Annotated in this window: 18 protein-coding genes and 2 pseudogenes; 18 read left to right on the top strand and 2 right to left on the bottom strand. The window is 61.2% G+C overall.

The window, feature by feature from the left end:
• The 14 genes and pseudogenes from DXD77_RS02200 to rplX all read left to right on the top strand — a co-directional run bounded on the left by DXD77_RS02200 (position 1) and on the right by rplX (position 8299).
• Positions 1–612 carry a hypothetical protein gene (locus tag DXD77_RS02200; RefSeq protein ID WP_117647577.1) on the top strand — a complete coding sequence of 204 codons (612 nt, stop codon included), beginning with the start codon at positions 1–3 and terminating at the stop codon, positions 610–612.
• Between the two features lie 501 nt (positions 613–1113).
• Positions 1114–1911 carry a sulfite exporter TauE/SafE family protein gene (locus DXD77_RS02190; RefSeq protein ID WP_117647575.1) on the top strand — a complete coding sequence of 266 codons (798 nt, stop codon included), beginning with the start codon at positions 1114–1116 and terminating at the stop codon, positions 1909–1911.
• A 599-nt stretch (positions 1912–2510) separates the two neighbouring features.
• On the top strand, positions 2511–3131 hold the full coding sequence (gene rplC, locus DXD77_RS02185) for a 50S ribosomal protein L3 (RefSeq protein ID WP_035137484.1): 621 nt from the start codon (positions 2511–2513) through the stop codon (positions 3129–3131).
• A gap of 46 nt (positions 3132–3177) precedes the next feature.
• On the top strand, positions 3178–3804 hold the full coding sequence (rplD, locus tag DXD77_RS02180; protein ID WP_006235032.1) for a 50S ribosomal protein L4: 627 nt from the start codon (positions 3178–3180) through the stop codon (positions 3802–3804).
• Positions 3805–4092 carry a 50S ribosomal protein L23 gene (gene rplW / locus DXD77_RS02175; protein ID WP_117647573.1) on the top strand — a complete coding sequence of 96 codons (288 nt, stop codon included), beginning with the start codon at positions 3805–3807 and terminating at the stop codon, positions 4090–4092. It begins immediately after the preceding gene.
• A gap of 179 nt (positions 4093–4271) precedes the next feature.
• A complete protein-coding gene (rplB, locus tag DXD77_RS02170; protein ID WP_117647571.1) occupies positions 4272–5102 on the top strand; it encodes a 50S ribosomal protein L2 in 831 nt (276 codons plus the stop codon).
• Between the two features lie 32 nt (positions 5103–5134).
• Positions 5135–5395 (top strand): 30S ribosomal protein S19, encoded by a 261-nt coding sequence (gene rpsS / locus DXD77_RS02165; protein ID WP_006235035.1) that lies wholly within the window; start codon positions 5135–5137, stop codon positions 5393–5395.
• A gap of 14 nt (positions 5396–5409) precedes the next feature.
• Complete coding sequence (rplV, locus tag DXD77_RS02160; RefSeq protein WP_006235036.1) at positions 5410–5781, top strand: 50S ribosomal protein L22; 372 nt, start codon at positions 5410–5412, stop codon at positions 5779–5781.
• Positions 5782–5787: 6 nt separating this feature from the next.
• Complete coding sequence (rpsC, locus tag DXD77_RS02155) at positions 5788–6498, top strand: 30S ribosomal protein S3 (RefSeq protein ID WP_006235037.1); 711 nt, start codon at positions 5788–5790, stop codon at positions 6496–6498.
• Positions 6498–6893 (top strand): annotated as a pseudogene (gene rplP, locus DXD77_RS02150) (50S ribosomal protein L16); the annotation flags it as partial. The gene rpsC and the pseudogene rplP, both read left to right, overlap by 1 nt.
• A 107-nt stretch (positions 6894–7000) precedes the next feature.
• A complete protein-coding gene (gene rpmC / locus DXD77_RS02145; protein ID WP_006235039.1) occupies positions 7001–7216 on the top strand; it encodes a 50S ribosomal protein L29 in 216 nt (71 codons plus the stop codon).
• A gap of 16 nt (positions 7217–7232) precedes the next feature.
• The gene (gene rpsQ, locus DXD77_RS02140) at positions 7233–7493 is read left to right on the top strand and encodes a 30S ribosomal protein S17 (protein WP_006235040.1); all 261 of its coding nucleotides are present in this window, start codon (positions 7233–7235) and stop codon (positions 7491–7493) included.
• A gap of 118 nt (positions 7494–7611) precedes the next feature.
• Complete coding sequence (gene rplN, locus DXD77_RS02135) at positions 7612–7980, top strand: 50S ribosomal protein L14 (protein ID WP_006235041.1); 369 nt, start codon at positions 7612–7614, stop codon at positions 7978–7980.
• Between the two features lie 13 nt (positions 7981–7993).
• Entirely contained in the window at positions 7994–8299 is a 306-nt protein-coding gene (gene rplX, locus DXD77_RS02130) for a 50S ribosomal protein L24 (RefSeq protein WP_099432059.1), read from the top strand.
• 767 nt (positions 8300–9066) lie between these two features.
• Here rplX and DXD77_RS10540 read toward each other — a convergent pair.
• Both DXD77_RS10540 and DXD77_RS10535 read right to left on the bottom strand, forming a co-directional pair.
• Positions 9067–9168: an IS3 family transposase gene (locus DXD77_RS10540; protein WP_233506709.1), complete on the bottom strand. Its 102-nt coding sequence runs from the start codon at positions 9166–9168 to the stop codon at positions 9067–9069.
• 292 nt (positions 9169–9460) lie between these two features.
• Positions 9461–9568, bottom strand: a pseudogene (locus tag DXD77_RS10535) (hypothetical protein); the annotation flags it as partial.
• Here DXD77_RS10535 and DXD77_RS02120 point away from each other — a divergent pair.
• The 4 genes from DXD77_RS02120 to DXD77_RS02105 all read left to right on the top strand — a co-directional run bounded on the left by DXD77_RS02120 (position 9525) and on the right by DXD77_RS02105 (position 14203).
• Positions 9525–9842, top strand: coding sequence for a hypothetical protein (locus DXD77_RS02120; protein ID WP_197032764.1), 318 nt, complete (start codon positions 9525–9527; stop codon positions 9840–9842). The pseudogene DXD77_RS10535 and the gene DXD77_RS02120 sit on opposite strands and share 44 nt — an antisense overlap.
• A 227-nt stretch (positions 9843–10069) precedes the next feature.
• Positions 10070–12811: a PRD domain-containing protein gene (locus tag DXD77_RS02115; RefSeq protein WP_117647567.1), complete on the top strand. Its 2742-nt coding sequence runs from the start codon at positions 10070–10072 to the stop codon at positions 12809–12811.
• A gap of 123 nt (positions 12812–12934) precedes the next feature.
• The gene (locus DXD77_RS02110) at positions 12935–13408 is read left to right on the top strand and encodes a PTS sugar transporter subunit IIB (RefSeq protein WP_089572478.1); all 474 of its coding nucleotides are present in this window, start codon (positions 12935–12937) and stop codon (positions 13406–13408) included.
• A gap of 9 nt (positions 13409–13417) precedes the next feature.
• The gene (locus DXD77_RS02105) at positions 13418–14203 is read left to right on the top strand and encodes a PTS sugar transporter subunit IIC (protein ID WP_089572477.1); all 786 of its coding nucleotides are present in this window, start codon (positions 13418–13420) and stop codon (positions 14201–14203) included.
• The last annotated feature ends 1 nt before the right edge of the window (position 14204 follow it).

The raw sequence follows: 14204 nt of genomic DNA, 5'->3' as shown, positions 1-14204 counted from the left end.
ATGGATATGAAGACGATCGGCATTGTGGTCGTAGTGGTTGCGGTCGGGTTCACCATTTACATGGAGGTCCAAAAGCGCACAACCTTCGCCAAGCTCGAGGCGTACCTGCGCGAGGGCGACCTCAACAACTACCTCAAGGTCCTGAACCGCCCGCTCACTAGCGTGCTGTACCCCAAGTACAACGTGCTTTTCATGCGCTTGAACGCAGCTCTTGCCATGGATGACGTCGAGGCATCCGAGCGCATCATCCGCGAGATGGGTTCGCTCAAGATGAGCGAGGAGCAGACACTCGCGCTGGCGGCAAAGGCGTTCTCCTTCTACGTGGAGATCGGGGATGAGCCCCACGCACGCGAGGTGCTCTCCTACCTCGAGGAGCACGGTGATCGCGAGGCTGCGCGTGCCGACCGTCGCACCTATGACGTCTTCCTCAAGGGCTCGTATGCCTATATCGACGAGATGGAGCGCGCGTTGTCGGAGGCGGCTGGCATGGAAGAGGCCCTGCTCTGCCAGATGCTCTCGGTTCAGTACGAGAACAAGGGTGACGAGGGGCGCGCCGCGTCCTATTGCGAGCGCGCTGAGCGGACGCTCGCAGCAGCCATGCCTGACAAGTAGGGAAGAGTCTAGGCGCTTCATATGCTAGCAATCGTATTCGCCATTGCGTTTTTCGCCTCTACCATCAGTGCCATCTGCGGTGTCGGCGGGGCATCATCATTAAGCCCGTGATGGACGCCGTGGGTGTCGCCGACGTGGCGACCATCAACTTCCTGTCCGGATGCACCGCGAGGACAACATCGGGCACTTCGCCATGAGCGTTTCCACCGCGCTGCTGCTCGACGTCGTCTACGCGTGCATCTTCAACCAGGATTACTTCGCTAACTACTAGCGGCGTGTCGAGACGGTGCGCGGGCCATTGATGGACTCGGCAGGCAGATTGGCGGGGACGCCTAGCCCTTGGCGCAACGGTGCTCCGCATGAGCGGCGTAAATAGGGACATATCGCGCAGCAGCGTTCGAGATATGTAAAAGTCCACAACCATACGCTGCGGTTTTGAATGATACGAACGCTTGCAATTCGTTGCATAGGGTGTTGCTCGATCGATAGGAGCTTGTTCGGATGGGTCCTCAATACATCTTGGTCTTCGCGGTATGCTTCCTGGCGTCGCTTCTGGGGCCGCTCTGTGGCATCGGCGGCGGCGTGATCATCAAGCCCGTGGTCGACGCGATGAACGTCATGAGCGTGAGCACGGTGAGCTTCCTCTCGAGCATGTCGGTGCTCATCATGTCGCTCTCCACGCTCGCGCAGAACGCGGCGAGCGGGCAGTCTGATATCGACGCGCGGGCGATGTCGCCCATCGCCGTCAGCTCCGCGGTGGGCGGCGTGATCGGCAAGATGTTGTTCAACCGGCTGGGGTCCGTGTTCCCCGACGCCGAGCTCGTCGGCGCGGTCCAGGCCGCCGTGCTCATCGTGCTCGCCGTCCTCGTGCTGGCCTACACGCTCAACAAGGCGCGCATCAAGGGCCTCAAGCTCGAGAATGCGTGGGCGCAGGCGCTCATAGGGTTCTGCGCCGGGGCGTGCTGGTCCTTCCTCGGCATCGGCGGCGGCCCCTTCAACCTGGCCATCCTCGTCTTCTTCTTCGCCATGGAGAGCAAGCCCGCCGCGCAGGCGTCGCTGTTCATCATCGCGTTCTCGCAGACGGCGAGCCTCATCTACACGCTGGCCACGGGCAGCGTGCCCGCGTTCCTCCCCGTGGTCCTGCTGGGCATGGCGGCGATGGCGGTGCTTGGGTCGGTCGTGGGGCGCCGCCTGCTGCGCCGGATGGACTCGGCGGCGGTCGATAAGCTCTACGTGTTCGCCCTCGTGCTCATCATCGTGATCTGCACGTACAATTTCATCCGGTTCTCGGTGCTCTAGTTCTTCGCCCCGAAACGGGATGCCGCGATAATGGAGCTGGAGCGCGGGCCTTCCTCTTCTGCCTTGAGGAGGTCGCCGTGTCCCGCTCGTCTCATGAGCGCCGATGGTGTTGAAGTCCTCTTGGCAATAAGTCGCGGCAGCGTCAGCCGCCAATTCAAAAAAGCCACAGGCGGAAGGCAAACCGCTTCAAAGCAAATTCACCCTCCAACAAATAGTGGATCCCCAACAAAGTCTTTAGCCTGAGCGAGCAGAGTTAAGCAGGCGTCAACGTGTCGTCTCCCAAGCCCGGCAGAGCAGCAACCTTAATATATTTCGCCGCCGCTCTGCCGGCCCCAGGCGACTCCACGCACTTTACCTGCGTAAACAATGTGAGTGAAATATGAATCTCGATGGATACGCCCGCAGCCGTGTATACTAAACAGCTGTGTGTAACCAGGGGAGTATTCTGGCTGGACAAAATGCCTGCTTAATAGGGTTGTCAGGTAGTCCGGGCGAAATACAAGGCTGGGGAGCACGTCGTGTAAGTAGTGGTCCTCTAGGGGCGTACGCTCGGTGGTGTACGCATTGTCCCAAGACCACGCGAGAGTTGGGATCATATCTTGATCAGCATGATTCTCGGCCGCAAGATTGGCATGACCCAGGTTTGGGACGAGGATGACAACGTCGTTCCCGTCACGGTCATCCAGGCTGGCCCCTGCGCTGTCTCGCAGGTTAAAACTCAGGCAACCGACGGCTATGACGCCGTCCAGATCGGTTTCGGCGACATCAAGGCCAAGAACGTGAACAAGCCCATGGCTGGTCACTTCGCCAAGGCTGGCGTCGAGCCTGTCCGCTTCCTTCGTGAGGTCCGCGTCGAGAACGGCGAGGAGCACAAGGTCGGCGAGGTCGTCACCGTCGCTGATTTCGCTGATGTCGAGAAGGTCGACGTCATCGGTACCTCCAAGGGTAAGGGCTTCCAGGGTCGCATCAAGCGCTGGGGTCAGCGCCGCGGTCCTATGACGCATGGTTCTCACTTCCAGCGTCACCCCGGTTCTATCGGTCAGTGCGCCTATCCTGCGCGCGTCCTCAAGGGCGTCAAGATGGCCGGTCACATGGGTAACGAGCGCGTTACCGTCAAGAACCTTTCCGTTGTCCGCATCGATGCCGAGCAGAACCTCATCTTGGTCAAGGGCGCTGTCCCGGGTGCCAAGAATGGTCTCGTCGCCATCCGTATGGCCTAAGGGCCCAGCCCATTTAGCCCAGCGTCATACCAAGGAGAACACTTAAATGGCAAAGTTTGAAGTAAAGAACAGCGAGGGCAAGAAGGTCGCCGAGGCCGAGCTCGCCGCTGAGGTGTACGGCATCGAGCCGAACATCCACGTTATGCACCACATCGTCAAGTGCCAGATGGCCTCTTGGCGTCAGGGCACCCAGTCTGCTAAGGGCCGCTCTGAGGTTTCCGGTGGCGGCAAGAAGCCTTGGCGTCAGAAGGGCACCGGTCGTGCCCGCCAGGGTTCCATCCGTGCTGCCCAGTGGCGTCACGGTGGCGTTGTCTTCGCCCCCAAGCCCCGTTCCTACGCTAAGCGTATGAACAACAAGGAGGTCAAGCTGGCTATGCGCTCCGCGCTGTCCGCCAAGCTGGCCGATGGCGAGCTCGTGCTCGTCGACGACTACGGCTTCGAGAAGCCTTCCACCAAGGCTGCCGTCGCCATGCTCAAGGCTCTCGGCCTTGAGGGCAAGCGTCTGACCATCATCGTTCGCGATGAGGACGTCAACGCCTACCTGTCGTTCCGCAACATTCCCAAGACGTTCATCATCACTGCCGACGAGGCCAACACCTACGATCTCGTCAACAACAACGCTGTGCTGATGCCCGCTGACATCGCCGCTCACTTCGGGGAGGTGCTTGCATAAATGACCGCCCACGAGATCATCATCCGTCCGATCGTGTCCGAGCGTTCCTTCTCCGGCATGGAGCTGAACAAGTACACGTTCGAGGTCGCCAAGGATGCTAACAAGTATCAGATCAAGGACGCTGTCGAGGAGATCTTCGGCGTCAAGGTCGTTCGCGTGAACACCTTGACGGTCAAGCCCAAGATCAAGCGCGTGCGCTATGTCGCCGGCAAGACCCGTTCTTGGAAGAAGGCCATCGTCACGCTGGCCGAGGGCGACACCATCGAGGTCTTTGGCAACCAGGCCTAAGACTCGCTGCTGTTGAGTGAGCTCATGCCTCCCAAATAGGGGAGGCGAGAGCTCAAGGTTTCGGGCGTATAAAATGGACACGCCCGGAACCGTGTATACGTCCGGTGTCATCGCACCCGAGGCAGAACCTCGAATCCCTGTCTGCGATGGCTAACGGATTCCTATTGAAAGGGATTGTAATGGCTGTAAAGCACCTTAAGCCGACCTCCGCTGGTAGGCGTTGGCAGACGATCTCCGACTTCTCCGAGATCACCTGCACCAAGCCCGAGAATTCCCTTCTCGAGCCCCTGCCCAAGAAGGCCGGTCGTAACAACAACGGCCGCATCACCACCCGCCACCAGGGCGGCGGCGTGAAGCGTCGTTACCGCGTGATCGACTTCAAGCGCAACAAGGACGGCGTGCCCGCCAAGGTTGCCACGATCGAGTACGATCCGAACCGTTCCGCTCGCATCGCTCTGCTGCACTACGCTGACGGTGAGAAGCGCTACATCCTGGCCCCCAAGGGCCTCGAGGTCGGTCAGACCATCATGTCCGGTTCTGACGCCGACATCAAGCCGGGCAACGCTCTGCCCCTCGCCGACATCCCCGTCGGTACGCTCATCCACGCCGTCGAGTTCCAGCCGGGCAAGGGCGCTGCTATCGCCCGTTCCGCCGGTAACTCCTGCCAGCTGATGGGTAAGGAAGGCAAGTACGCTATCGTCCGTATGCCTTCCTCCGAGATGCGCCGCATCCTCGTTACCTGCCGCGCCACCGTCGGTGAGGTCGGCAACGCCGATCACGCCAACATCGTCATCGGCAAGGCCGGCCGTAAGCGTCACATGAACGTGCGCCCGACCGTCCGCGGTACCGTCATGAACCCTGTCGACCACCCGCACGGCGGTGGCGAGGGCAAGAACCACACCTCTGGTCGTCCCTCTGTTACCCCCTGGGGTAAGCCGACGAAGGGCCTTCGTACGCGCAAGAAGAAGAAGGTCTCGAACCAGCACATCATTCGTCGCCGTAAGAAGTAATTTTGGATACCGAGTTTTAGGAGAAAGCACTTATGAGCAGAAGTCTCAAAAAGGGCCCGTTCGTGGAGACTCGCCTTCTCTCGCGTATCACCGCGATGAACGAGGCTGGCAAGAAGGACGTCGTGAAGACCTGGTCCCGCGCGTCCACCATCTTCCCCGAGATGGTTGGTCACACCATCGCCGTCCACGACGGCCGCAAGCATGTGCCCGTGTATGTTACCGAGTCCATGGTTGGTCACAAGCTCGGCGAGTTCGCGCCGACTCGTACGTTCCGTGGCCACAAGGCCAAATAGGGGGTTAACCGTAAATGGCAACTAAGTCTATTGAAACTGAGGCCACCGAGGTTCGCGCCGTCGCTAAGTACGTGCGTGTTTCCCCCAGCAAGGCCCGCCTGGTGGTCGATCTGATCCGCCGCAAGCCTGTCGCTCAGGCCTTCGACATCCTCCACTTCTGCGACCGCGCCGTCGCCGTGGATGTCGAGAAGGTTCTCCGTTCCGCCGTTGCGAACGCCGAGAACAACAACGGTCTGCGTGCCGACAACCTGGTTGTCGCCGCTGCCTATGTTGACGAGGGTCCGACGCTTAAGCGCATCCGTCCCCGCGCCAAGGGTTCCGCTTCTCGCATTCTGAAGCGTACTTCCCACATCACCGTCGTCGTTGCTCCTCGAAAGGAGGCGTAAAGCTGTATGGGTCAGAAAGTCTACCCCACCGGCTTCCGTCTTGGCATCACCGAGAACTGGCGCTCCCGCTGGTTCGCAGAGAAGGATTACGCTAAGACCCTCGGTAACGATCTCGAGATCCGCAAGTACCTCGAGAAGCGTCTTTCCCGCGCAGCTGTCTCCCGCGTCGAGATCGAGCGCGCTGGCGACAAGGTGAAGGTCATCATCCTCACCGCTCGCCCCGGCGTTGTCATCGGTAAGAAGGGTGCCGAGATCGATACCCTCCGCACCGAGCTCGAGAAGGTCGCTGGCGTCTCCAAGGGCCAGCTCTCCGTCGACGTTGTCGAGATCAAGCGCCCCGAGCTCGACGCCAACCTCGTTGCTCAGTCTATCGCCGAGCAGCTCGAGGGCCGCGTTGCCTTCCGTCGCGCTATGCGCAAGGCTGTCCAGTCTGCCCGCAAGGCCGGCGCTAAGGGCATCCGTATCCAGTGCTCCGGTCGTCTCGGCGGTGCCGAGATGGGCCGTCGTGAGTGGTACCGCGAGGGTCGCGTGCCTCTGCACACCCTCCGTGCCAAGATCGACTACGGCACGGCTGTCGCCAGCACCACCATGGGCGCTTGCGGCGTGAAGGTCTGGATCTACCTGGGCGAGAAGCTCCCGGGCCAGCCTGTTCCCAACCCTGCACTCGAGGGCTCTTCCCGTCCTCGTCGTCGTAACTCCGAGAGGAGGGGTCAGTAGTGCTTGCCCCTAAGCGTATTCTTCACCGCAAGGTGCAGCGTGGCTCCATGAAGGGCCAGGCCAAGGGTAATACCGAGCTGCATTTCGGCGAGTTTGGTATCCAGGCTCTCGAGGCCCATTGGATCACCAACCGTCAGATCGAGGCCGCTCGTATTGCCATGACCCGCTACATGAAGCGTGGCGGTCGTGTCTACATCACGATCTTCCCCGATAAGCCCATCACCAAGAAGCCCGCCGAGACTCGCATGGGTTCTGGTAAGGGTAACCCCGAGGAGTGGGTGGCCGTCGTCAAGCCCGGCCGCATCATGTTCGAGGTCAAGGGCGTGCCCGAGGAGGTCGCTCGCGAGGCTCTGCGTCTTGCACAGCACAAGCTTCCCATCAAGACCAAGATTGTTGCTGCCAAGAACGCTGAGCAGCGCATCGAGAAGGAGATGGCTGAGGAGGCCGCTCTCGAGGCCAAGTGGGCTGCTGAGGACGCCGCCGCCGCCAAGGAGGAGAACTAATGAAGCCCGCAGAGATTCGTGAGCTCTCGGACGCTCAGCTCGTTGAGAAGCTGAAGGAAATGCGCGCCGAGCTCTTTAACCTTCGTTTCCAGATGGCCACCAGCCAGCTGGACAACACCGCTCGCGTCAACACCGTGAAGAAGGACATCGCTCGCGTCCTCACGGAGCAGCGCGCCCGCGAGATCGCAGCGGAGAAGTCCGCTGTCGCCGAGTAGGACCTAAGGAGAGAACATGACTGATTCGCGTAACTCGCGTAAGGTCCGTACGGGTGTCGTTACCTCCGTCTCCGGTGCCAAGACCATTGTTGTCACCATCACCGAGCGCAAGCGTCACCCCAAGTACGGCAAGATGATGACCAGCTCCAAGAAGCTGCACGCTCACGACGAGGAGTGCACGGCTGGCGTGGGCGACACCGTCCGCGTTATGGAGACCCGTCCTATGTCCAAGATGAAGCGTTGGCGCCTCATCGAGGTCGTCGAGCGCGCTAAATAAGCAGTCGCTCTTACGACTTGTACGTTTCCGAAGATGTGCGTATGCCTGGCTTGCATACCACGGGCCGTATAAAGGCTGCGCACCTCTCTTCGGTTCTTAGTTCGGAGGAACATCTACCATGATTCAGATGCAAACCATGCTGAACGTCGCCGACAACTCCGGCGCTCGCAAGATTCGCTGCATCAAGGTGCTTGGCGGTTCCAAGCGTCGTTATGCAGGCATCGGCGATGTGTTCATCGGTGCTGTCCAGGAGGCTACCCCTGGCGCCAACGTCAAGAAGAAGGACGTTGTCCGTTGCGTCGTCGTTCGCACCGTTAAGGAGATCCGCCGCAAGGATGGCTCCTACATTCGCTTTGATGAGAACGCCTGCGTTGTCATCAACAACGATGGTTCGCCCGTCGGCACCCGTATCTTCGGGCCCGTCGCTCGCGAGCTTCGTGACAAGAAGTACATGAAGATCGTCTCGCTCGCTCCCGAGACCTTGTAGTTAGGGGAGATATATGTATATCAAGAAGGGCGATAAGGTCCAGGTTCTCTCTGGTAAGGATCGCGGCAAGCAGGGCGTTATCCTGCGTGCTCTCCCCGCCGAGAACAAGGTCGTTGTCGAGGGCGTTTCGGTCGTCAAGAAGGCCGTCAAGCCCAACGCTGCCAACCAGCAGGGCGGCATCGTCTCGCAGGAGGCTCCCATCGACGCCTCCAACGTCAATCTCGTCTGCCCCGAGTGCGGTAAGGTTACCCGCGTCGGTCACGAGAAGGACGGCAAGAACAAGCTGCGCGTCTGCAAGAAGTGCGGCCACAAGTTCTAAGCTGCCCGCAACATCAAGTTGCTAGCAAAGGCCCGGATGCCACGGCACCCGGGCCTTTTTCTATCCCCACTCGATGACTTCGGTTCTGCCGTCCCGTCATTCCGGTTGCATCCAGTTTTCGGTGCCGTCTCGAATCGAGTGCCGCCAGGTGACACCCTGTCGCGTTTCGTCGGCTTCGGGGACAAAAGTCGGGACAACTCCAAAAACTATTTTCGAACTCAGGGCTTTGAGTTTTTGTTTTTGTCCCAAAGGGCGCGGCGGGATGCCTTTGGAGGCTCGATAGCGCCGAAAACGCCCGTTTTGAAACTTAAATGCCTTTTCGCGTGCAAGCCGCCAGCTGCAATAGGAAGTGAATCAACGCAGGTGGCTTTCAAGCAGTTTGCAAAACTGCAGGTCGCAGGTCTTCATTGCCAGTAGGAGAAATGAGTAGTCTCAGGTGGCTTGCCCATGAGTTGACGAACGGGATTTGAGATTACGCTGACGTCCGGAAACGCTTCGAGCACGGCGTTACGTTTTTGGGGTTTGGGCGTAGCCCCTGCACCCGCGAGCGCGGGCCTTAAGCCCGCCGAGAGGGTGACGCGTCGAAAACGAAGGGGAAAGAGAGAAGGGGCCGGCCCTATCATTCAGGTTGCGACCGAAGAAGACAAGGAGACCCCCTGAGCCTGAATGATGCCCCACAGACCGCGTCCGACCGAGCTCAAGCCGAGCTTTTCCTGACGTCCTCCTTCGCGGAGATGATGGCTGGATTGGCTATGGATTGGCAACACTTATTTGGACGATTCCGGGAGGGACGGCCCCGCCTCCCTGAACTCGACCGGCGACATGAAGCCCAGCGTCGAGTGGATCCTGAAGTTGTTGTACCAGTGCACGTAATCCAAGAGCTTGGCTCGGAGCTCGCGCGTCCCTCCTCGATCCTTCGGAGTGGCCGACGATTTCCCCGTTGCAGAGGTCGACGAGCAGGCAGACGTAGTTCCACGACGCCCCGACGCGCACGCAGGCCAAGTCGCTGCATATATGGGTGTACGGCGCCCTGCCGCCGAAGCCGCGCGCGACGACGTTCGACACGTCGGCCTCGTTGATCGCCCCGGGGTGCACCTTGAACCTTTTCCTGCCGTATGCGCCGGCCAGGCCGTTCTCCCTCATGATGCGGCAGACGCGGCGCCGGCTGACGGTAACGCCCGACCTCCCGGGCGACGCCTTGATCTTGCGCGATCCGTTCCGGCCCTTGCTGGCGGCGTGCGCCGCCGCGGCCGCCGTCGCCCCCGACATTAAGGTCCTCAAGGGCCGCGTCGTCTCCGGCGACCAGTTCGTCTCGCCCGCGGAACAGAAGGAGCGAATCCTCGCGATCTTCGGCGACCTGTGCTGCGAGATGGAGGGCTGCACCATCGCGCAGGCCGCCTATCTCAACGGCGTGCCCCTCGTCGTCGTGCGCGCCATCAGCGACAAGCCCTGCGCCGAGGGCCGGGTCGTCGACTACAACACCTTCGAGAAGAAGGCCGCCTGCGACTGCGCCCGCATCGCCGCGCGCATGGTTAAGCTTTAGGCCCTGCGCGCCGGGGCCCTTCTTTATGTTGGGACCCCGGCGCGCCGGGGCCCTTTCCAAAGCGAAGTGTCGAGCCGAAGTGTTGAGCGTCGGCCCTGAATGTTCAATGGCCGTTGTTTTCTGCCCCTCAAGTGGTGGACTTTTCCTCGGAGCTGTTGATTCCCCCACGCGCCCCCTTCCGTTCTCTGTTCTCCCCTTATACTCCTTGTACGAGGAGGTAAGAAGTCATGGACAAGACCACACAGGACAGCTTGGCAAAGAAACCCGTCGACATGAGGGACAGGATTCTCGAGCATCTCGAGGCCCTCACCTCTGCCGTCTCGCTCGACGACCTTGCCCGTCTGTCCACCTCCGACATCGCCGAGACACTCATCATCTCCAGGAGCCTGGCGAGCCAGTACCTCAACGACCTTGTTCGCGCCGGTCTTGTGGTTAAGGTGGCGGGCAGGCCTGTCCGTTATTTTCATCGCCGCGCGTTCCAGAAGCGTTTTCAGGTAAAGCTCTCTGCAAGCGAGTACGCCTCGCTCGCCGACCTCATCCAGGCGACGGGAATCGCCGATCACCGCGACTTCGCGCGTGCCGTGGGCATCGACATGAGCCTCAGCTCCGTTGTCGAGCAGTGCAAGGCCGCGGTTCAGTACCCTCCGTTTGGCCTGCCCATCCTCTTGAGCGGCGGCGTGGGTGTCGGTAAGTCTTTCCTTTCTCGCCTTGTGTACGAGTACGGCAAGAACCAGGGCTTGCTGTCCCGCGACTCCTCCTATGTGCGCATCGACTGCGCCGGGGTCCCGGACGCCGCCTCGTTCAACGGGCTTCTTGACGAGTCGATCGCGAATGCGCGCGGGGGTGTGGTCTTTGTCAACGGCATCGAGGCACTCTCTCCCTCTGCGATGGAGCACTGCCTTGCGACGGCCCTCGGGCTCGATGCCTCCCAGGATGCGCCGCGCGCTCGCCTCGTTCTTTCGACGACGCTATCCGCCGATGACCTGAAGGTTTCCTCGGCCTACAGCAAAATGCCCATCTGTGCCCGCGTCCCCTCACTCAAGGAGCGGACCCCCGAGGAGCGCGAGGATCTCATCTTGAGCTTCCTGCGCAGCGAGGGGTGCCGAATCGGTTCTGATGTGAAGATCAGCCGCGGCGCATACCGTTGCCTCGTGAACGCGGACTTTTCCGATAACATCGCCGGCTTGCGCGCCTGCGTGACGAACTGCTGCGCCAAAGCGTTCCTCAATCGCGAGGGCGACTACGTCGTCGTTCGCCCGTATCTTCTTCCCAGCGGGCTCCTCTCCTCCGCGCAGATCGATCAACAGCCCGACGATGGCGTTCTGATCGACGCGTCTCTGGATGCCGCCGAGAGCACAGGGCCGGTCGAGCAGGCGCTCGATGCCCTGTGCTCCCTCGATGAGCGATTCTGCGCCGGGGAGCTCTCTGTCTCCGAGCTTGTCTCGCAAGCTGTCTCCGCTGTGCGCGGCGTTGAGGATCACTTGATCTTCGACCACGGCGTCGCCTCCTCGAGGTCGCGCGCCTTCGAGCGCGTCGTGGGCGCGGTCCTTGCCGACGCAGGCTCTTCTTATGGCATCGAGCTTTCGAGGAAGGTCGCTTTTCTACTGGCCCAGGAGATTTGCCTGCAGTTGTGGCCGGGTATCGGCCTGGCTAAGCGAAAGTCTGCCTGTGCGGAGCAAATCTCCCATCTCCTCGGTGCCGTGACCTCCGAATTGCCGTTTGCCTCGAGTGTCTCCGATCAGGTCGCCGCAGACGTGGAAGGGGCGCTGGGAATCTCGCTCGATCACTTCACGAAGACGCTTCTGACGCTGTGCGTCGCATCGGAGTCTCGCGATGCGAAGGCCCTTCGGACGCTCTGCGTCATCTTGTCCCACGGCTACTCAACGGCGACGAGCATCGCCGACGCGGCGAACCGTATGCTCGGCATGCATGTGTACGAGGCTGTCGACATGCCCTACGACCAGCAGCTGAAGGACATCGTCGGTCCGCTCCAGCGCCTCGTCGACCGCCATTCCTACTGCACCGGGGTCGTGTTCCTCGTCGACATGGGCTCCTTGGAGGAGGCCTATAAGGCCCTCGAGAACGTTACCGACTCCACTATCGGCGTGGTGAACAACGTCTCTACCGGTCTTGCGCTCGAGATCGGGGTCGGGCTGCTCGGCGGCAAGTCCATCGCCGAGGTTCTTGGCGATGCGACCGCCGCGTGCGTGACGCACTGCAAGGTGATCGAGCGCGTCAACCGTGAGGACGCCATCGTCTTCTGCTCCGAGTCCGGGGTCGACGCCGCGGAGAGGATACGCCAGCTCGTCTCGCAGAGCCTCCCGCGCACCATAGGCGCGCGCCTGCTCACGAGGCCCTTCAAGCAGCTCGTCGCGAACGGGTCGAACGACGCCGTTTTCTCCGAGCACCGCGTCTGCGCCGTCATCGGCACGGGAGACCCCGGGGTCGCCTCCGTCCCCTTCGTCGCCCTCGAGGACATCATGTCGACGGCGTCCGCCTCTAAGGTTGATGCCGTGTTCGGCAGGTGGCTTGACGCTTCCGAGCTCTCTTCTTTCCACGAGAAGCTGCTCTCGAACATGACGCTGCAGAACGTCATCCGCTCCATCACCATCCTCGACCCGGAGCGGCTATTCCATGAGATCGAGAGCGCCGTGCACGAGCTTCAGCGCAGGACAGGCGAGAAGATCGGCAGCAACGCCATCATTGGGCTCTACGTTCACCTCTGCTGTCTCGTCGAGCGCCTTGTTACCAGAAACCCCATTGAGACCTACGTTGGCCAGGACCGCTTCGAGGAGGAACGCGCCGATTTCATCGAGTCCTTCAGGCAGAGCTTCTCGAGCATCTCGACGCGCTATCGCGTAGAGGTTCCCGTAAGCGAGATCGCATATGTCTTCGACTACATAAGCGTGAGCGCCGCCCCGGCGCGAGAAGAGCGCCTCGGCTCCTCGGACCTCCTGCTCGACGAGTGACCTTCCCCGCGCCGCCGCAAGCTGACCGCGCGTCCTCAATAATCCGATAACCCCTTGCCCGGCGCGAATCCGGATAGCGCCGAGGCAGTACCGAACGTAAAACTTCATTTGATAGGAGCAAACATGAGTGTTGTTATGGCACGAATCGACAATCGCCTGCTTCACGGCATCATCGTGACGCAGTGGGCCCCGGTGTCGGGCGCGACCCGAGTCATGGTCATCGACGACAAGGTCGCCGGCGACGAGGTCCTGAAGTCCACCATGAGGATGGCGCGCCCCGCGGGCATGGCCGTTTCGATCATCTCCGAGCAGACCGCGCTCAAGAACTTCGCCGCGGGCAAGTACGACCGCGAGAAGGTCTTCGTCATCGCCAAGGAGCCCGAGACGATGCTTCGCCTGGTCGAGTCGGGCGTCGAGCTCCCGTCGCTGGTCGTCGGCGGCTCGCTCGTCAAGGAGGACGGCATCCAGCTCACCCAGCGCGCCTACGCCTCCGCCGAGAACGTCCAGAGCTACAAGGCGCTCATCGCCCGTGGCGTCAAGGTGACGGCCCAGTTCGTGCCCGCCGACAAGCCCGTCTCCGTCGCAGACCTCATCTAAGGGGGAAATATGGTCAACTTCACTATCCTGCAGGTCGTCCTTTTGACCCTGCTGGCCTTCATCAAGCACGTGGACTACTACGGCATCCCGATGATCTTCGTCAATTACGCCGTTTTCTGGGGCCTCATCACCGGAGTCGTCATGGGCGACTGGAAGACCGGCCTTGTCATCGGCGGCACCATTCAGCTCATGCAGCTCGGCGTCGCGGGCTTCGGCGGCTCCTCCATTCCCGACTACGGCACGATGGCCATCATCGCCACCGCCTACGGCGTGACCCTGGGCTCCGACACGGGCCTCGCCATCGGCCTGCCGGTCGGCATGCTCGGCATCCAGCTCGACGTCGTCGCCAAGATCCTCAACGGCTTTGTCGTCGAGAAGTCCCAGAAGTTCTGCAACGAGGGTAAGTTCAATCAGATGAACGCCATCCTGTGGGTCTGCCCCGCGCTCTTCGGCCTGTGCGCCGCCCTGCCCGTCTTTGTCTCCGTGACGCTCGGCCAGCCCGCCGTCAACTGGCTCCTCGAGGTCATGCCCCAGTGGTTCCTCTCCGGCCTCACCCTCGCCGGCAAGATGCTCCCGGCCGTCGGTATCGCCATGCTGCTCCGCTACATGCCAACCGCCAAGTACTTCCAGTACCTGCTCGCCGGCTTCTTCCTCTCGGCCTTCCTGAACGTGCCCATCATCGGCGCCGCCATCGTCGGCGTTGCCCTCGCGATTGCGTTCTACCAGCGTGCCGAGAGGGACACCGAGCTCGCCGCCCACGCTTCCGCAGACGCCTTCATCGGAGAGGATGAGTAAC

The organism is Collinsella sp. TM09-10AT (assembly GCF_003436275.1).
Lineage (GTDB): Bacteria > Actinomycetota > Coriobacteriia > Coriobacteriales > Coriobacteriaceae > Collinsella.
Note: the sequence above shows the minus strand (reverse complement) of the source record. Positions and strands in the feature narration are given on the sequence as shown.